Below are 18,297 nucleotides of genomic sequence, written 5' to 3' on the forward strand. Positions count from 1 at the left end.
TCACCGAAAGGCTTCCCTGTGAGCACCGAAGCGTATGTGTACGACGCGATCCGCACCCCGCGCGGGCGCGGCAAGGCGAACGGCGCCCTGCACGGCACCAAGCCCATCGACCTGGTTGTCGGACTCATCCACGAGATCCGCGACCGCTTCCCCGGCCTGGACCCGGCGGCCGTCGACGACATCGTGCTGGGCGTCGTCGGCCCGGTCGGCGACCAGGGCTCCGACATCGCCCGGATCGCCGCCGTCGCCGCCGGACTTCCGGACACGGTGGCCGGCGTACAGGAGAACCGCTTCTGTGCGTCGGGCCTCGAGGCCGTCAACATGGCCGCGATGAAGGTCCGTTCGGGCTGGGAGGACCTCGTCCTCGCGGGCGGTGTGGAGTCCATGTCCCGGGTGCCGATGGCCTCGGACGGCGGCGCCTGGTTCAACGACCCGATGACCAACCTCGCCGTCAACTTCGTGCCGCAGGGCATCGGCGCCGACCTGATCGCCACCATCGAGGGATTCTCCCGGCGGGACGTCGACGAGTACGCGGCCCTCTCGCAGGAGCGGGCGGCGACGGCCTGGAAGGAGGGCCGCTTCGAGAAGTCGCTCGTCCCGGTGAAGGACCGCAGCGGCCTGGTCGTCCTCGACCACGACGAGCACATGCGTCCCGGCACCACGGCCGACTCCCTGGCCAAGCTGAAGCCGTCCTTCGCGGACATCGGCGACCTGGGCGGCTTCGACGCGGTGGCGCTGCAGAAGTACCACTGGGTCGAGAAGATCGACCACGTCCACCACGCGGGCAACTCCTCCGGCATCGTGGACGGCGCCGCGCTGGTCGCCATCGGCTCCAAGGAGGTCGGCGAGCGCTACGGACTCACCCCGCGCGCGCGGATCGTGTCCGCCGCGGTCTCCGGCTCCGAGCCCACGATCATGCTCACCGGCCCGGCCCCGGCCACCCGCAAGGCCCTGGCGAAGGCCGGGCTGACCATCGACGACATCGACCTCGTCGAGATCAACGAGGCTTTCGCGGCGGTCGTCCTGCGCTTCGTCAAGGACATGGGCCTGTCGCTGGACAAGGTCAACGTCAACGGCGGCGCCATCGCCCTCGGCCACCCGCTCGGCGCCACCGGCGCGATGATCCTCGGTTCGCTCGTCGACGAACTGGAGCGCCAGGACAAGCGCTACGGCCTCGCCACCCTCTGCGTGGGCGGTGGCATGGGCATCGCCACCATCGTCGAACGCATCTGAAGACCCCAGCGGCCACACGAGACTTCTACGGAGATCCCCTCATGACTTCCACCATCCGCTGGGAACAGGACCGCGCCGGGGTCGTCACCCTCGTCATCGACGACCCCAACCAGTCCGCCAACACCATGAACCAGGCCTTCCGCGACTCCCTCGCGCAGGTCACCGATCGCCTGGAGGCCGAGAAGGACACCATCCGCGGTGTCATCATCACCTCCGCCAAGAAGACCTTCTTCGCCGGCGGCGACCTGCGCGATCTGATCCGGGTCACCCCCGAGACCGCGCAGGAGCTGTTCGACGGCGGCATGGCGATCAAGCGCAATCTGCGCCGGATCGAGACCCTCGGCAAGCCGGTCGTCGCCGCTCTCAACGGCGCGGCCCTCGGCGGCGGTTACGAGATCGCGCTCGCCTGTCACCACCGCATTGCCCTCGACGCGCCCGGCTCGAAGATCGGCTGCCCCGAGGTCACCCTCGGCCTGCTCCCGGGCGGAGGCGGCGTGGTCCGCACCGTCCGCCTGCTCGGCATCGCCGACGCGCTCCTCAAGGTGCTGCTCCAGGGCACGCAGTACAACCCGCAGCGCGCCCTCCAGAACGGCCTCGTCGACGACGTGGCCGCCACCCAGGAGGAGCTGCTCGCCAAGGCCCGCGCCTTCATCGAGGCCAACCCCGAGTCCCAGCAGCCCTGGGACAGGCCCGGCTACCGCATCCCCGGCGGCACCCCCGCGAACCCCAAGTTCGCGGCCAACCTGCCCGCCTTCCCGGCCAGTCTGCGCAAGCAGACCAACGGCGCCCCCTACCCGGCCCCGCGCAACATCCTCGCGGCGGCCGTGGAGGGCTCCCAGGTCGACTTCGAGACCGCGCAGGTCATCGAGGCGCGCTACTTCGTCGAACTGGCCGCCGGGCAGACCTCGAAGAACATGATCCAGGCGTTCTTCTTCGACCTCCAGGCCGTCAACTCCGGCGCCAACCGCCCCAAGGGCATCGAACCGCGCCAGGTCCGCAAGGTCGCCGTGCTGGGCGCCGGGATGATGGGCGCGGGCATCGCGTACTCGTGCGCCCGCGCGGGCATCGAGGTGGTCCTCAAGGACGTGTCGCCGGAAGCGGCGACCAAGGGCAAGGCCTACTCCGAGAAGCTGTGCGCGAAGGCGGTGAGCAGGGGTCGTACGACCCAGGAGAAGGCGGACGAGCTGCTGGCCCGCATCAAGCCGACGGCCGACCCGCAGGACGTGGCGGGCTGTGACGCGGTGATCGAGGCGGTCTTCGAGAACCCGGAGCTCAAGCACAAGGTCTTCCAGGAGATCCAGCACATCGTCGAGCCGGACGCCCTGCTGTGCTCCAACACGTCCACTCTCCCCATCACGGTCCTGGCCGAAGGCGTGGAACGCCAGTCGGACTTCATCGGCCTGCACTTCTTCTCGCCGGTCGACAAGATGCCGCTGGTCGAGATCATCAAGGGTGAGCGGACCGGCCAGGAGGCGCTGGCCAGGGCCTTCGACCTGGTGCGCCAGATCAAGAAGACCCCGATCGTGGTCAACGACTCACGCGGCTTCTTCACCTCCCGGGTGATCGGCCACTTCATCAACGAGGGCGTGGCGATGGTGGGCGAGGGCATCGAGCCGGCCTCCGTCGAACAGGCGGCGGCCCAGGCGGGCTACCCGGCGAAGGTCCTCTCCCTCATGGACGAGCTGACGCTCACCCTCCCGCGCAAGATCCGCAACGAGTCCAAGCGAGCCGTCGAGGAAGCGGGCGGCACCTGGCCGACGCACCCCGCGGAGGCCGTGATCGACCGCATGGTCGACGAGTTCGACAGGCCGGGCCGCAGCGGGGGAGCGGGCTTCTACGACTACGACGAGGAAGGCAAGCGAGCGGGCCTCTGGCCGGGCCTGCGCGAACACTTCACGCGCGAGGGCACCGAGATCCCCTTCAAGGACATGCAGGAACGCATGCTCTTCTCGGAGGCCCTGGACACGGTCCGCCTCCTGGAGGAGAAGGTCCTGACCTCGGTGGCGGACGCCAACATCGGCTCCATCTTCGGCATCGGCTTCCCCGGCTGGACGGGCGGCGTCCTCCAGTACATCAACGGCTACGAGGGCGGCCTGCCGGGCTTCGTGGCACGCGCGCGTGAACTGGCGGAGGCCTACGGCGACCGCTTCACACCGCCGACGCTGCTGGTGGAGATGGCGGAGAAGGGGGAGCGGTTCCGGGACGCGTGATCGGGGACGCGTGAGGGGAGTCGTACCGCTGAGCGACACGCACGGCTTGCTCCTCACGCGACCGCTCACCGACGCTGACCGCGAAGCGATCCCGTCCCGAGGAGCCCCGCATGGGAACCCGTCCCGCCCTCGCCCTCCTGGAGATCCTCCAAGGCGAGGGCGTGGACCGCATCTTCGGCAACCCCGGCACCACGGAACTACCGTTCCTGGCCGCCCTGTCGGCCGCAAAAGATCCGCCCGAATACATCCTCGGCGTCCACGAGGGCGCCGTAGTCGCCATGGCCGACGGATACGCCCGCGCCACCGCCCGCCCCGCCTTCGTCAGCCTGCACATAGCCGCCGGCCTGGCCAACGGCCTGATCGGCCTCCTCAACGCCCGCCGCTCCCGCACCCCCCTCGTGGTCACCGCAGGCCAACAGGACCGCAGACACCTCCAACAGGACCCCATGCTCTCCGCCGACCTCATCGCCCTGGCGGCCCCCGCGGTGAAGGCGGCGTACGACATCCAGCACGCCCGAGACCTCCCCCTGGCGTTACGCCGGGCCTTCGCCCTCGCCACCCGCCCACCCGCAGGCCCCGTGTTCCTCTCCATCCCCATGGACCTGCTCACCGAGAACACCGAGGTGGACGTCCCACCCCGCACCCCCACCCCACCCCAGGGCCCCGCACCGGGCCTGGAACGCGCCGCCCACCTGCTGGCCGGAGCCGCCCGCCCGGTGATCGTCGCAGGGGACGGCGTAGGCCGAGAGGGCGCCCTGGACGCACTGGTACGCGTGGCCGAGACCTGCGGCGCCCCCGTGCACCACCAGCCGATGGCCGACTGCCTCGACTTCCCGACGACGCACCCCCTGTACGCCGGCATGCTCCCCCCACGCCACGAAGCCATCCGGGAGACCCTGGCCCCGCACGACGCGGTCCTCATCGCCGGCGCCCACGCCTTCACCCCCCACCACTACAGCCCGGGCCCCGCGCTCCCACCCCACCTCACCGTCGTCCAACTCGACTCCGACCCCGACGAGATCGGCCGCAACTTCCCCGCCGAGACCGGCCACGTAGGAGCCCTGAAACCCTCCCTGACCCACCTGGCCGAGCTGCTGCGCGACCGAGTCCCCGCACACACGGCCAAAACCCGCGTCCTGCGCGCAGGCGACCGCCACACCGCCGACCGCGACAGAGCCGATGCCGCCGCCCGCGCCGCCTACTCCAAGGCCCCCCTCGCACCCTGGGCCGCGGCCCACGCCGTCGCCCGCGCACTCCCCCCGGACTCCGTGGTCGTCGAAGAGGCCATCACCGTGGGTCTGCTCCTGAGAAGGCTCGTACGACTCACCCGCCCCGGCAGCTACACCCACACCGTCGGCGGCGGCCTCGGCTGGGGCATCGGCGCCGCGGTCGGCCGAGCCCTCGCCGAACCGCACCGTCCCGTGGTCGCCGTACTGGGCGACGGCAGCGCCCTGTTCGGCCTCCAGGGCCTGTGGAGCGCGGCCCGCCTGAAGACCCCCGTCCTGTTCGTCGTCCTGGGCAACGGCGCCTACCGCACCCTCCAGGACACTTACGCGGCGATGGGCGGCCAGGGCAGCTGCCCCGGCACGGAACTCGGGCAACTGGACTTCACCCGGGCGGCAGGCTTCTTCGGGGTCGACGCGGTACGCGCCGAGAGTGCCGACCATTTACGTGAACTGGTGGCAGGCGCAGCGAAGTTGACGGGCCCGCTGCTGATCGACGTACCCCTCGGGCCATAGGGGACTCACAGCGCCGCGCATCTTGTCACCCCGCCCTCCGACCCCGACCATCGGTCCATGACGGACCGTCCGCCGCCCAAGTCGGTGCTCGCGCGCGGGGCGGCGTTACTGCGCGCCTGCGGGGACTCCGGTACGCCACTCACCCTCGCCGAACTGGCCCTGCGCACCGGCCTGCCCAAGCCCACCGCCCACCGGCTCCTCGGTGAACTGGTCCGGCTCGGGCTGATGGAGCGTACGGCGGAGGGCAGTTACCGCATCGGCCTCGGCCTCTTCGTGCTGGGCCAGTCCGCCCTGTCCGTGTGCGAGTTGAGGGACGCGGCCCTGCCCTACCTCGGCGATCTGCACGAGGCCACGCACGAGAATGTGCACCTCGCCGTCCCCGACGGCACCGACACCCTCTTCCTGGAGAAGGTCACCGGCCGCCGCGCCACCCCGATCGTCTCGCGCACCGGAGGCCGGCTGCCCGCCCACTGCACGGCCACCGGCAAGGTGTTCCTCGCCCTGGACCCCCGCCCGCCGCGCCGCGTGCTGCCCCGGCTGACCCCGCGCACCCTGGTGCTCCCCGGCCAGCTCGCCCGCGACCTCGCCCTGACCCGGGCCCGTGGCTACGGCGTCAACCTGGAGGAGGCCGAGATCGGCGTCTCCGCTGTCGCGGCCCCCGTCTACGCCCACGGTCCGGGCTCCCGCCCGATCGCCGCGATCTCCGTCACCGGCGGCACCCGGCGCCTCGACGTCGACCGCGTGGGGGCGAGGGTGTGCGCGGCGGCGCGCGCACTCACCCGAGCCCTGTCATCGTGACGTCGGCAAACCCTGCTGCATCGCCACCGCCAGACCGTGCTCCGTCAGCCGCTCCCCACGCACCTCACCCACGACCCGCCCGCGCACGAACACCAGCACCCGGTCGCACACCTCGGTCAGCTCCGCGAGATCGGTGGAGGCGAGCAGCACGGCAGCTCCGCCGGACGCCAACTCCCCGATGATCGTGTGCATTTCGGACCGCACCCCGACATCGACCCCTCGCGTCGGATCGTCCAGCACGACGATCCTCGGCTCGGTCGCGAGCCACTTGGCGAAGACGACCTTCTGCTGGTTCCCCCCGGACAGCCGCGCCACCGGATCGTACGGTCCACCTCGCAGTCGCAGACGCTCCGTCAGCTCCATGGTCCGCCGTACCAGTTCGGCGCGCGAGGGAGCGATTCCGCCGCGCCCGAGTGCCAGCCAGCTCACCGCGGTGGCGTTCTCCCACACCGTCCGGTCGACCATCAGCCCGTACCGCTTGCGGTCGCTGGGCACAAAGGCGAGCCCCGCGCGGACGGCGTCCCGCAGCGAGCGAGGCCGCCCGCGCCCGCCGACGTCCACCCGGCCCGCCGAGACCGCCGTACGACCGCACACCACCTCCAACGCGGCCAGATGCCCCGCCCCTTGCAACCCCGCGACCCCGACCACCTCGCCCGCCCGCACACTGAAGGTCACGTCCGCGAGCCGCCCCGGCACACACACCCCGGACAGCACCACCGGTGGCGGCAGATCGACCGCGGTCCGGGTCCGCCGTACCGGAGGCTCGGGGCTGCCGCCCAGCATCGCCGTCACCAGCTCGGGCACGTCGACGTCGGCCCGGCGCGCCCCGGGCAGCGCCACCCGCCCGTCCCGCAGGACCGTCACCCGCTGCGCGAAGCGCATCACCTCCGCCAGGAAGTGGGTGACGTACAGGACGGCGATGCCCCGCCCGGTGAGCGTGCGCAGCACCCGCTCCAGTCGGTCGACGGCCGCGGCGGGCAGCGCCGACGTCGGTTCGTCGAGGATCAGCAGCTGCGGGTCGAGCAGCAGGGCGCGGGCGATCTCCGTCAACTGCTGGTCGGTCAGCGGGAGTTCGCCGAGCCTCGCGCCCAGGTCCACGTCCAGGCCCAGTTCGGCGAGGACCGGCTTGGACGAACGGTCCATCGCGCCTCGGTCGAGCAGGCCGAGGCGGGTGCGGGGAGGCCGCATGGGGAAGAGGTTCTCCCGCACGGTCAAGTCGGGAAACAGGCTCAACTCCTGTGAGACGACGGCGATCCGCGTGCCCGGCTCCGTCCGCACCTCCCCGGCGTCCGCCGCCGCCGTCCCCGACACGATCCGCACCAGCGTCGACTTGCCCGCGCCGTTCTCCCCGACCAGCGCATGCACCTCGCCGCCGCGCAGCCGCAGGCCCACGTCGTCCAACGCCCGTACTCCGCCGTACGACTTGACCAGTCCCCGCGCCACCAGCACATCGCCCATGTCAGCGCGCTTCCTCGAGCGGGCGCAGCTGGGCCTCCTGGTCGCCGAGCAGCTTGTCGATGGTCGGCTGGTACCAGTCGTAGGCGGCCTCGGCGGACTTCTGCCGGGTGATGATCTCGTCGATGTTGGAGGAGTCCACGACCCCGCCGGGCGACAGGAACCAGCCATCCGGCAGCTTCCCGCCCTTCTCGCGCACAGCCTCGATCAGCATCGCCGTGGAGAGGTAGCCCTTGAGGAAGTGCTGGGGGTCGATGGTGACGAAGTTGGAGCCGTCCTTGACCGCGTCCAGGGTCTTGGGGTCGACGTCGAAGCCGGCCGAGAGCCACTCGCCCTTCCGGGACTTCTTGATCTTGGCGAGGTTGTAGCTGTCGGCGTCGCCGACGCCGAGGAAGGCGAGGGCGTCGGGGTGCGCGTTCACCTGCGAGGACCAGGAGTTGTAGTTCTGGCCGGGGTCGCTGTACGTCTGGAAGGGACCGAGCACCTTGACGCCGGGCGCCTGCTTCGAGAACGTGTCGGCGATGCCCTCGGCCCGGTTGTCGAGCACCGGCGTGCCGGGGTTGGGCACTCCGATGACGATCTCGCCCTTCGGGTCCTCGCCCAGCCGTTTCAGCGCCTCCTTCGCCATCAACTCGCCCAGCGCGTAATTGTCGTTGCCGACATAGAAGGTGACCTTGCTGCCGTCGGTGGGGGAGGTGTCGAGGGCGACGATCGGGATGCCCTGGTCCACGGCCCGGGCGGCGGGGCGGGTGAAGATCGGCGGATCGAGGTTCTCCAGCACGATGCCGTCCTTGGCGCGGGTGGTGAGGTTCTGGAAGAGCTGCACCTCGGCGGGCCCGTCCGTGTTCGGCGGTCCCACGGCCTTGAAGTCGACGTCCCCGGCCTGCTCGGCCGCGCTCTCGGCGCCGAGGACCATCTCGTGGGCGAAGTTCAGCGAGATATTGGCCACGGCGATGCCCATGTTCAGCTCACCGCTCTTGCCGGGGCCGCTGTCGCCGCAGCCGACGGCGGTGAACAACACCAGCGCGGCGGCGGCCACCGTACGGAATCGGGGGTGCATCACGGCCTCCAAGGCTCACTCACGGCGGCGTCCGGTGCGCCGCAGCGCGCTGTCCGCCGCGACCGCGACGAGGATCACCCCGCCGGTCGCGAACGACGTCCAGTTGATGGGGACTTCGAAGAACACCAGTCCGGCGGCCACGACCGAGAGGATCATCGCGCCGGCCACCGCGCCGACCACCGAGCCGCGGCCCCCGGCCAGCGGGGTGCCGCCGATGATGCAGGCGGCGATGGCCTGGAGCTCGTAGCCCTGGCCGAGGGTCGGATCGCCCGCGCCGTAGAAAGCGAGTGCCAGCGCGGCGGCGCACGCCGTGGTGAGGCCGGACAGGGCGAGGGCCTGGACGCGGGTGCGGACGACGGGGATACCGCTGAACGCGGCGGCGTCGGGATTGGAGCCGATCGCCCGCACCCGGGCCCCGAACCGGGTGCGGGCCAGCACCACGGCGAGCACGGCCACCACCGCGAGCAGCACCCACAGAGCGAACGGCACGCCGCCCGGGTCGCCGCCCGCGAAGGTGAAGAAGGAGTCGTCCAGGGGCAGATCGGTGATCTGCTTGCCGTCGGCGAGCGCAAGGCCGATCCCCCGGTACAGCATCAGCGTGCCCAGCGTCACGATGAACGACGGCAGCCCTAGCAGCGTCGTCACCAGCGCGTTGAACACGCCCAGCACGGCGCCGGTGACCAGCACGACCGGCACCGCCAGCCAGGGCGCCATACCGTCCCGCACCAGCAACGCCCCGACCACCAGGCACATCGCGTAGGTGCCGCCCACCGACAGATCGACCTCGCGCATGGCGAGCGCGAACACCATCCCGCACGCCATCAGCGAGATGTAGACCGAGTTGTGCGCGGTGGACAGCAGATTGCCGGTGTCCAGGAAGTCCGGGTACGGGATGCCGATCGCGGCGATCAGCAACCCCAGGACCAGCAGCACGCCCAGCTCGTCCCGCACCAGCCGGCGCGGCGCCAACCACCGTGTCCCGCCCGGGTGTTCACGGGCGCGCTCGGCGTCGTCCACGGCACGCTCGGTCTCGGTCATCGGACACGGCTCCCGTACGGCGGTGCTGGGGTCGGGGGGTCGCCCCGCAGCGTCGGCCCGTGCGGCGTGGGCGGCAACTGCGGCGTTCCGGCGAGTGAAATGGGCACCCTTGCCCAGCGCCTGACGCCTCGTCACACTCGCCGCATGGAGACGCGCAGCGCCCTGGTGACCGGAGCGGCACAGGGCCTTGGACAGGAGTTCGCCGTCGCGCTCGCCGGGCGCGGTTACCGAGTGGCCGGGCTGGATCTCGTGCCCCAGCCGGAGACCGCGGGGAGGGTCCTGGACTACGTCGAGCTGGTCGCCGACGTCACCGACGAGGCGCAGATATCGGCAAGTCTGGAACGTGTCATCGATCAGTTCGGCGCCCTGCATGTCGTCGTCAACAACGCCGGTGTCTACCCCGCGAAGCGCTTCGAGGAGACGACGGCCGAGGACTGGCGGCGGATCATGCGGGTCAACCTGGAGGCGCCGTTCCTGGTCGTCCGGGCAGCGCTGCCGTATCTGAAGGCCGCCGGGTGGGGCCGGATCGTCAACATCGCCTCGTCGGCCGTGTTCACCGCACCGCCCCTGATGGTGCCGTACGTCGCCTCCAAGGCGGGCCTCATCGGCTTCACCCGCGCCCTGGCCTCGGCGCTCGCCCCGTACGACATCACCGTCAACGCCATCGCGCCCAGCATGGTCCGCACCGCCACGGCCGAGCGGACGGTCGGCGCGGACGGCGGCTTCGAGCAGGTCCGCGCGGGACAGGCGATCCAGCGCACGCAGGAACCGTCGGACCTGGTGTCGACCCTGCTCTACGTCGTCGACGAGGGCAGCGGCTTCCTCACCGGGCAGACGCTCAATGTGTCAGGCGGATCCGCCTACGTCTGACCCGCCTACGTCTGACTGGGCCCATTCCCGCAGCTCCTCCTTGAGGGAGCGCTGGAACGACGTCAACAGGGCCTGTACGACGAGCGGTTGCATATCGGAGGAGAGCGACTTCACATCGGGGGCCGCGCGCTCGGACACCTCGCCACGGAACAGTTGCGCCAGCTCATGGGCGGCCGCCCGCGAGTGCTCGATCAACACCTTGCGCGCGGCGAGGATCGCCTCCTGCGACAGCGGCATGTCGAGCAGCCGCACCCCGAGCCGCAGCAGCCCGATGTCCACCCGGAACTCCTCGCCGTCGGCCCCGATCACGCCCATCGCGGCCAGCCGCTCCACGTCCTCGTCGGCCAGCTCCCGCCCGGCCCGCCGCTCCAGCTCCGCGCGCGGCACCGTCTCCACGGCGTCCGGGGCCCAGGAGGCCACCACGGCCCGGTGGATGGCGAGATCGTCGGGACTCAGCCCGGGGGGCAGGCGCTGCATGTACCGCTCGATCGCCGCCAGCGTCATCCCCTGCTGCTGAAGCTCCTCGATCAGCGCCAGCCGCGCCAGATGATCCCGGCCGTAGTGCCCCACCCGACGCGGACCGATCACCGGCGGCGGCAGCAGCCCCTTGGTGCCGTAGAACCGCACGGTGCGGACCGTGACGCCCGCCCGCGCGGCCAGCTCGTCGATGGTGAGGGTCGGGTCCTCGGCGTCGGTCTTCATGTGCAGCAGTATCGCTGTCTCACCACTGCTGTGAAACCTGTCCGGGCACCCGGAGATGATCACGAGGAGTTACTCGGAAGTTCATGTGCCGATCATGTGAGATGTTCCGCTCTGTGACGTCCGCCACCGCGTGATCGACCGCCGGTAGGGGAAGGTGACGCCTTGGTCTGCGCTCTTACCGAGGGCGCGGGCCATACGTACGTCCGGACACCCGAGCGCGATCCGCTCGGGCGCACCAGAGAGTGGTACCACCCGTGAGCAAGGACGCCGTGGACACGGCACAGGCCGCATCCCCCACCGTGGCGGCCCAGACGCCCGCGGATGCGGGCGACGCCGGTTACAGCAAGGACCTCAAGGCCCGCCACGTCAACATGATCGCCATCGGCGGCGCGATCGGCACCGGACTCTTCCTGGGCGCCGGAGGACGCCTCCACAACGCCGGACCTGCGCTGGCCATCGCCTACCTGATCTGTGGCATCTTCGCCTTCTTCGTCGTACGAGCCCTCGGCGAGCTGGTCCTGTACCGGCCCTCCTCCGGTTCCTTCGTGTCGTACGCGCGCGAGTTCCTCGGCGAGAAGGGCGCCTACGTTGCCGGCTGGATGTACTTCCTGAACTGGTCCACGACAGGTATCGCCGACATCACCGCCATCGCGCTCTACACGCACTACTGGAGCGCCTTCACCGACATCCCGCAGTGGGTGCTCGCCCTGATCGCCCTCGCGGTGGTGCTGGCCGTGAACCTGATCTCGGTGAAGATCTTCGGCGAGATGGAGTTCTGGTTCGCGATCATCAAGGTCGCCACCCTGGTGGCCTTCATGTTCGTCGGCATCTTCCTGCTGGCCACCCAGCACGAGGTGGGCGGCACGACGCCCGGCCTGGGCGTGGTCACCGACAACGGCGGTGTCCTCCCGCACGGCCTGATGCCGGTCGTCCTGGTCATGCAGGGCGTGATCTTCGCGTACGCCGCCCTGGAGCTGGTCGGCGTCGCCGCCGGCGAGACCGCCGAGCCGGAGAAGGTCGTCCCGCGCGCGGTGAACTCGATCATGTGGCGCGTGGGCCTGTTCTACGTCGGCTCGGTCGTCCTGCTCGCCCTGCTGCTCCCCGGCTCGGTGTACTCCGCCGACGAGAGCCCCTTCGTCACCGTCCTGTCGAAGATCGGCGTCGAGGGCGCCGGCGATGTGATGAACCTGGTGGTCCTCACGGCCGCCATGTCCTCGCTCAACTCCGGCCTGTACTCCACCGGCCGCATCCTGCGCTCCATGGCCATGGCGGGTTCCGCCCCCAAGTTCACCGCCCGGATGAACCGCAGCCAGGTGCCCTACGGCGGCATCCTGCTGACCTGCGCGGTGTGTGTGCTCGGCGTCGGCCTGAACTTCCTGATGCCGAGCCAGGCCTTCGAGATCGTGCTGAACGTCGCCTCCCTCGGCATCATCAGCACCTGGGTGATCATCATGATCTGCCATCTGATGTTCGTCCGCCGCGCCAAGGCCGGTCTGGTCGCCCGCCCCTCCTTCCGCCTCCCCGGCAGCCCGGTCACGGAGATCGTCACGATCGTCTTCCTGCTCGCCGTGCTCGGCCTGATGTGGAACGACCCCGAGGTCGGCCGCAAGACCCTGCTGCTCATCCCGGTCATCGCCGTGATGCTGGTCGTGGGCTGGTTCGGCGTCCGGCGCCGGGTGGCGAAGACGCAGGAACAGGAGCTGGCCGAGCTCACCAAGTAGCCCGCCCCCAAATCCAGAGGCCACTGTCAGTGGCAGCGCCTACGGTGGCGTCATGTCGGAGATCACTTACATCCGGGGTGACGCCACCGTGCCGTCGGTGAAGGGCGTCAAGGTGATCGCCCATGTCTGCAACGACATCGGGGGATGGGGAAAGGGCTTCGTGCTCGCCGTGTCGCGCCGCTGGCCGGAGCCGGAGAAGGCGTACCGCGCCTGGCACCGCGACCGCGCCGGGAACGACTTCGGCCTGGGCGCCGTCCAGTTCATCCAGGTCGAGCCGTACGTCTGGGTGGCCAACATGGTCGGCCAGCGCGGCATACGCACCGGCAGCAAGGGCGTCCCCGTCCGCTACGAGGCGATCGACGCGGCGCTGGAACGACTGGCGGCCAAGGCGACCGAGCTGGGCGCGTCCGTGCACATGCCGCGCATAGGGTGCGGGCTGGCGGGCGGCAAGTGGTCCCGCGTCGAGCCGCTGATCACTGACCGGCTGGCGCGGAGGGGGATATCGGTCACGGTCTACGACCATGAGTGACCGGGCGGGGTGGCCCAGGCCCGATGTACCCGGGCCACCCACAGCCTCCTAGTGGTCGTGCACGTCGCCCGTCGCCGTGAGCTTCTTCCACGACTTCGGCTGCTCCGGAGCACCCGATTCCCGCGCGATGGACGCCTCGCGCGCGTCAGGCGCGGCGGGCTTCGACGGCTGGAACAGCCAGGTGTCGAAGAACGTCCCCAGCGGCTGCCCGGACACCTGCTCGGCGTACGCCTGGAAGTCGGCCACGGTCGCGTTGCCGTAGGCGTACTTGTTCGTCCAGCCCTTCAGGATCGCGAAGAAGTCCTCGTCGCCGATCTCGTTCCGCAGCGCCTGGAGCGCCAGCGCGCCCCGGTCGTAGACCGCGATGTGGAACTGGTTGTCCGGCCCCGGATCACCGGGCCGCACCGTCCAGAACGGATCCTCGGCCGCGCGTGAGGCGTACACGTAGTCGGCGATCTCCTGCGCCGTCCCCTCGCCCTCGTGCTCGGACCACAGCCACTCCGAGTAGCGCGCGAAGCCCTCGTTGATCCAGATGTCCTTCCACCCGGCCACCGACACGAGGTTGCCGTACCACTGGTGCGCGAGCTCGTGCACGACCAGGTAGGTGTTGGTCCCGTTCGCGAACCGGGACGGGCTGTAGAAGGGCCGGGTCTGCGTCTCCAGCGCGTACCGGGTGGTGGTGTTGGGCACATACCCGCCGAGCGCGTTGTAGGGATACGGCCCGAAGTACTCGCTCAGCCAGTCGGCGATCTCCCCGGACCGCTCGATGCTCGCGCGCGCCGCGTTGTAGTTGTCGCCCAGGTCCTTGCTGTAGGCGTTGACGACCGGGATGCCGCTCTCGGTCGTCCCCGTGGTGATGTCGAACTTGCCGACCGCGAGCGTGGCGAGATAGGTCGCCTGCGGCTTGTTGGACCGCCAGTTGTAGCGGGTCCAGCCGAGCCGTGAACTCGTCGACTGGAGCGTGCCGTTGGAGATGGCCTGGGTGCCGTCCGGGACCTGCACCGACACATCGTAGGTGGCCTTGTCGAGCGGGTGGTCGTTGCTCGGGAACCACCACCAGGCGGCCTCGGGCTCGTTGGCGGCGACCCCGCCGTCCGCGGTGCGGTGCCAGCTGGTGAAGCCGTACGCCTTCTCACTGGACGGCACCCCGCTGTAGCGCACCACGACGGTGACCGGGGTGTTCTTGGCGAGCGGCTGCTTCGGGGTGATCTCCAGCTCGTGCTCGCCGGAGGTCGTGAACGACGCCTTCACGCCGTTGACCCGCACCTCGCCGACGTCCAGCAGGAAGTCCAGGTTGAACCGCGACAGGTCCTGGGTGGTGCGGGCCAGCAGGGTCGCCGTGCCCTCCAGACGGTCGGTCGCGGGCTGGTACTTCAGTCGCAGGTCGTAGTGCGAGACGTCGTAGCCGCCGTTGCCGTAGGCCGGGTAGTAGGGATCGCCGATGCCCGGGGCGCCGGGGGCGGAACTCGCGGCCGATGCCGGGATCGCCAGCAGTACGGAGGCGGCCACGAGCGCGCCCGGCGCGAAGAATCTGCGGTGCACGAAAGCTCCAAGTCGTAGGGGACCGAAGGCTGTTCGAACCCTATTCACTCCCTGTGTCCCGCGCGTGTCCACAGGCCCGGCTGTCACACGATCGCCATTCGGCCGACACGAGCCAACAGCTCCCTTGGACCACGGCCGCGTCCGGTTGCCCTCTTCTGCACGGGAGTTGACCGATGTACCGTCCCGCGCATGCCGATACGCACGCGCTTCACGATCTGGAGACCGCTCGCGACGGCGGCCACGGCCGCCCTGATGGCCACCTTCCTCACCCCCGCCACGGCCGCCCAGGCCGGCCCGCGCACCAGCGAACCCGTCTACTCCTACGACTCCGCCATCCGCGAGGCCGTGTGGGTCGACACCGGACTCGACGGCGACGCCGACGGCCGCACCGACCGGGTCGCCGTCGACATCGTCCGCCCCCGCGAACCCGCCCAACAGGGCCGCAAGATACCCGTCATCATGGACGCCAGCCCCTACTACTCCTGCTGCGGCCGGGGCAACGAGAGCCAGCGGAAGACGTACGACGCGGACGGCGACGTCGTCCAGATGCCGCTCTTCTACGACAACTACTTCGTGCCCCGCGGCTACGCCTTCGTCGGCGTCGACCTCGCCGGCACCAACCGCTCCGACGGCTGCGTCGATGTCGGCGGACGCTCCGACATCCAGTCCGCCAAGGCCGTCGTCGACTGGCTGAACGGCCGCGGCAAGGCCTACACCACGCGCACCGGCACCACCCGCGCCAAGGCCACGAGCTGGACCAACGGCAAGACCGGCATGATCGGCAAGAGCTACGACGGCACCATCGCCAACGGCGTCGCCGCGACCGGAGTCGAGGGCCTGGAGACGATCGTCCCCATCGGCGCCATCTCCTCCTGGTACGACTACTACTTCGCCCAGGGCGCCCAGCTGTTCGACTCGGGCCCCGACTGGCTGTCGAACTACGTCGAGAGCCCCGACGCCCGCGCCCGCTGTGCCGCCGTACAGCAGAGGATCGTCGACGGCGCCCCGCGCACCGGCGCCTGGACGCCGCTGTGGAGCGAGCGGAACTATGTGCCGGACGCCGACGAGGTCGAGGCCAGCGTCTTCGTGATCCACGGCATGCAGGACCTCAACGTCCGCGCCAAGCACTTCGGCCAGTGGTGGGACGCCCTCGCGAAGAACGGCGTCGAGCGCAAGATCTGGCTCTCCCAGGTCGGCCACGTCGACCCCTTCGACTTCCGGCGCGCCGAATGGGTGGACACCCTGCACCGCTGGTTCGACCACGAACTCCTGGGCTACGACAACGGCATCGACGACGAACCGATGGCCGACATCGAACGCCACCCCGACCAGTGGGTCACCTCACAGGTCTGGCCGCCACGAGGCACCGACAAGACCACCCTGCGCCCCGCCGAAGGAGCCCAGGAAGGCGTCGGCACCCTCGGCCCGACCCCCGGCACCGGCACCGAGACCTTCACCGACAACCCGGAGCACGACGAGACCGACTGGGCCGCCCACATCGACCAGCCCACCCCCGACAAGGCGGGCTTCGCGACCGGACCGCTCACCCGCGACCTGCGTCTTTCCGGCTCCTCGAAGGTCACCGTCACCGCGACCCCGACCACCTCCACGGCCCACCTCTCGGCCGTCCTCGTGGACCTCGGCCCCGACACCATCCGCGACTACGCCACCGCGGGCGAGGGCATCACGACCCTCACCGAGCGCACCTGCTGGGGCGCGAGCAGCACCGGCGACAGCGCCTGCTTCAAGGAGACCGCGGCCAAGACGGCGGACGTCGACTACACGATCCTCAGCCGCGGCTGGGCCGACCTCGCCTCGACCGGGGGAGCGCCGCTCACGCCCGGTAAGCCGTACAGCCTCACCCTCGACCTGGCCGCCACCGACCATGTCGTCCCGGCCGGACACCGGCTCGCGCTGATCGTCGCGGGCACCGACAAGGACCTCATCGAACCGCCGTCCACCAAGCCGACCCTGACGCTCGATCTGTCCCGCACCTCGGCCCGGGTGCCGCTGGTCGGCGGCGCCGAGGCCCTCCGCAAGGCCACCTCGGGCGCGACCGCCGTACCCGGCGAGGCCGTCCTCGACGGCGTCCGCGAGCCGCGTACCGCCCAGCGTGTCCCGGAGGCCTCGTGAAGTCCCGTATCGCCGCGGTGATCGCGGCCGCCCTCGCCGCACCCCTGCTGTCGATCCCGGCGCACGCGGCGGACACCCCGCCCCGCACCGGCTTCGAGGAGTCGGGCGGCGCCCGCTGGACCAGCCAGCCCGAGGAACAGGACTTCCTCGCCACCGTCGACGAGGCGAGCGACCGAGTGTCGATGAGCCGGATCGGCACGACGAAACAGGACCGCCCGCTCCAACTCGTCCGCATCGGCACCCGACCGACCACCCGCACGGTCCTGCTGGTGTGCAGCCAGCACGGCGACGAGCCCTCGGGCCGCGAGGCGTGCCTGACCACGATCCGCGATCTGGCCTACGGCGACGACGAGCGGACTCGGCGGCTGCTGAGGACCACGACGGTGCTCGTCGTGCCTACCGCCAACCCCGACGGCCGCGCCGCGAACACCCGCGGCAACAGCGACGGCGTCGACATCAACCGCGACCACATCGCCCTGCAGACCGCCGAGGGCCGGGCGCTGGCCGCGGTGATCCGCGACCGTAAGCCGGACGTGGTCTACGACCTGCACGAGTACGGCGGCACACCCCCGTACTACGAGAAGGACCTGTTCGACCTGTGGCCGCGCAACCTCAACACGGCCCCGGACGTACATGAGGAGGCGCAGAGCCTGTCGTTGGACTACGTGCGGCCCGCGGCCGAGGCGGACGGCTACACGACCGGCACGTACGGCATCTGGACCGATCCCGTCACCGGTGATCCCATCCGACAGGTCGCCGGGGACGGCCAGGAGCGCATCCTGCGGAACATGTCCGGAATCAAACACACCGTCGGCCTGCTCATCGAAAGCCGCGTGGAACCCCTGACCGAGGTGCCGGAGCCGATCAACAACCTGCGCCGGGTGAACTCCCAACTCTCCGCACTGGAGGGCCTGTTCGCCTTCGCGGGGGAGCGGGGACGGCAGGTCGACGCGGCCACCTCCGCCGCCAGGATCGCCGGCTGGCGCGACACCGGACCGGTCTACGTCGGCGGCGCCGACAACGACCCGCCCGAGCCCGCCGAAGTGATCCAGGACCCGCCCTGCGGCTACCGGCTGACGGACGAACAGTACGCGCAGCTCAAGGACGAACTCGCCCTGCACGGAGTGCGGACGCAGGGCACCTACGTCCCGCTCCGCCAGTCCCTGCGCGCCCTGGTCCCGCTGCTCCTCGACGAACGCGCCCCGTACCACCTCACGGTCGCGGAGCCCGACACCGACTGCTGAAACAGCTTCGACCGGCGGCACCT

General features: G+C 70.5%; 14 protein-coding genes. 9 read left to right on the forward strand and 5 right to left on the reverse strand.

Going from position 1 to position 18,297, the window contains the following annotated elements; translation table 11 throughout:
* The first annotated feature begins 18 nt into the window (after positions 1–18).
* The 4 genes from OHT76_RS36235 (at position 19) to OHT76_RS36250 (ending at position 5,980) form a co-directional block, all read left to right on the forward strand.
* The gene (locus tag OHT76_RS36235; protein ID WP_328875089.1) at positions 19–1,233 is read left to right on the forward strand and encodes an acetyl-CoA C-acetyltransferase; all 1,215 of its coding nucleotides are present in this window, start codon (positions 19–21) and stop codon (positions 1,231–1,233) included.
* Positions 1,234–1,274: 41 nt separating this feature from the next.
* Complete coding sequence (locus OHT76_RS36240; RefSeq protein WP_328875090.1) at positions 1,275–3,443, forward strand: 3-hydroxyacyl-CoA dehydrogenase NAD-binding domain-containing protein; 2,169 nt, start codon at positions 1,275–1,277, stop codon at positions 3,441–3,443.
* A 110-nt stretch (positions 3,444–3,553) separates the two neighbouring features.
* On the forward strand, positions 3,554–5,182 hold the full coding sequence (locus OHT76_RS36245) for a thiamine pyrophosphate-binding protein (protein ID WP_328875091.1): 1,629 nt from the start codon (positions 3,554–3,556) through the stop codon (positions 5,180–5,182).
* 57 nt (positions 5,183–5,239) lie between these two features.
* Positions 5,240–5,980, forward strand: a complete 741-nt coding sequence (locus OHT76_RS36250; RefSeq protein WP_328875092.1) for an IclR family transcriptional regulator — start codon at positions 5,240–5,242, stop codon at positions 5,978–5,980.
* On the opposite strand, the gene OHT76_RS36255 is transcribed toward OHT76_RS36250, so the two are convergent.
* From OHT76_RS36255 to OHT76_RS36265, 3 genes are read right to left on the reverse strand one after another with little or no spacing between them, the layout of a single operon-like run.
* Positions 5,972–7,438, reverse strand: a complete 1,467-nt coding sequence (locus tag OHT76_RS36255; protein WP_328875093.1) for a sugar ABC transporter ATP-binding protein — start codon at positions 7,436–7,438, stop codon at positions 5,972–5,974. The two genes, OHT76_RS36250 and OHT76_RS36255, sit on opposite strands and share 9 nt — an antisense overlap.
* A gap of 1 nt (position 7,439) precedes the next feature.
* Entirely contained in the window at positions 7,440–8,495 is a 1,056-nt protein-coding gene (locus tag OHT76_RS36260; protein WP_328875094.1) for a sugar ABC transporter substrate-binding protein, read from the reverse strand.
* 15 nt (positions 8,496–8,510) lie between these two features.
* A complete protein-coding gene (locus OHT76_RS36265; RefSeq protein WP_328875095.1) occupies positions 8,511–9,533 on the reverse strand; it encodes an ABC transporter permease in 1,023 nt (340 codons plus the stop codon).
* Between the two features lie 144 nt (positions 9,534–9,677).
* Between OHT76_RS36265 and OHT76_RS36270 the strand changes: the two genes are divergently transcribed.
* Positions 9,678–10,403 (forward strand): SDR family NAD(P)-dependent oxidoreductase, encoded by a 726-nt coding sequence (locus tag OHT76_RS36270; protein ID WP_328875096.1) that lies wholly within the window; start codon positions 9,678–9,680, stop codon positions 10,401–10,403.
* On the opposite strand, the gene OHT76_RS36275 is transcribed toward OHT76_RS36270, so the two are convergent.
* Positions 10,380–11,105, reverse strand: a complete 726-nt coding sequence (locus OHT76_RS36275) for a MerR family transcriptional regulator (RefSeq protein WP_328875097.1) — start codon at positions 11,103–11,105, stop codon at positions 10,380–10,382. The two genes, OHT76_RS36270 and OHT76_RS36275, sit on opposite strands and share 24 nt — an antisense overlap.
* 254 nt (positions 11,106–11,359) lie before the next feature.
* Between OHT76_RS36275 and OHT76_RS36280 the strand changes: the two genes are divergently transcribed.
* Complete coding sequence (locus OHT76_RS36280) at positions 11,360–12,826, forward strand: amino acid permease (RefSeq protein ID WP_328875098.1); 1,467 nt, start codon at positions 11,360–11,362, stop codon at positions 12,824–12,826.
* A gap of 52 nt (positions 12,827–12,878) precedes the next feature.
* Positions 12,879–13,355, forward strand: a complete 477-nt coding sequence (locus OHT76_RS36285; protein WP_328875099.1) for a macro domain-containing protein — start codon at positions 12,879–12,881, stop codon at positions 13,353–13,355.
* A gap of 48 nt (positions 13,356–13,403) precedes the next feature.
* Here the strand turns inward: OHT76_RS36285 and OHT76_RS36290 are convergent, their stop codons facing one another.
* Entirely contained in the window at positions 13,404–14,897 is a 1,494-nt protein-coding gene (locus tag OHT76_RS36290; RefSeq protein WP_328875100.1) for a M1 family metallopeptidase, read from the reverse strand.
* Positions 14,898–15,086: 189 nt separating this feature from the next.
* Between OHT76_RS36290 and OHT76_RS36295 the strand changes: the two genes are divergently transcribed.
* Positions 15,087–17,030 carry a Xaa-Pro dipeptidyl-peptidase gene (locus tag OHT76_RS36295; protein WP_328875101.1) on the forward strand — a complete coding sequence of 648 codons (1,944 nt, stop codon included), beginning with the start codon at positions 15,087–15,089 and terminating at the stop codon, positions 17,028–17,030.
* Positions 17,027–18,274: a M14 family metallopeptidase gene (locus OHT76_RS36300; protein WP_328875102.1), complete on the forward strand. Its 1,248-nt coding sequence runs from the start codon at positions 17,027–17,029 to the stop codon at positions 18,272–18,274. The genes OHT76_RS36295 and OHT76_RS36300 overlap by 4 nt, the downstream gene beginning before the upstream one ends.
* Positions 18,275–18,297 lie beyond the last annotated feature (23 nt).

Origin of the sequence: Streptomyces sp. NBC_00287 (genome assembly GCF_036173105.1) — a bacterium.
Classification (GTDB): Bacteria; Actinomycetota; Actinomycetes; order Streptomycetales; family Streptomycetaceae; genus Streptomyces.

Coding starts and splice junctions, on each gene's coding strand:
- OHT76_RS36240 (WP_328875090.1), top strand. CDS start 1,275: ATGACTTCCACCATCCGCTGGGAACAGGACCGCGCCGGGGTCGTCACC.
- OHT76_RS36245 (WP_328875091.1), top strand. CDS start 3,554: ATGGGAACCCGTCCCGCCCTCGCCCTCCTGGAGATCCTCCAAGGCGAG.
- OHT76_RS36250 (WP_328875092.1), top strand. CDS start 5,240: ATGACGGACCGTCCGCCGCCCAAGTCGGTGCTCGCGCGCGGGGCGGCG.
- OHT76_RS36255 (WP_328875093.1), bottom strand. CDS start 7,438: ATGGGCGATGTGCTGGTGGCGCGGGGACTGGTCAAGTCGTACGGCGGA.
- OHT76_RS36260 (WP_328875094.1), bottom strand. CDS start 8,495: ATGCACCCCCGATTCCGTACGGTGGCCGCCGCCGCGCTGGTGTTGTTC.
- OHT76_RS36265 (WP_328875095.1), bottom strand. CDS start 9,533: ATGACCGAGACCGAGCGTGCCGTGGACGACGCCGAGCGCGCCCGTGAA.
- OHT76_RS36270 (WP_328875096.1), top strand. CDS start 9,678: ATGGAGACGCGCAGCGCCCTGGTGACCGGAGCGGCACAGGGCCTTGGA.
- OHT76_RS36275 (WP_328875097.1), bottom strand. CDS start 11,105: ATGAAGACCGACGCCGAGGACCCGACCCTCACCATCGACGAGCTGGCC.
- OHT76_RS36285 (WP_328875099.1), top strand. CDS start 12,879: ATGTCGGAGATCACTTACATCCGGGGTGACGCCACCGTGCCGTCGGTG.
- OHT76_RS36295 (WP_328875101.1), top strand. CDS start 15,087: ATGCCGATACGCACGCGCTTCACGATCTGGAGACCGCTCGCGACGGCG.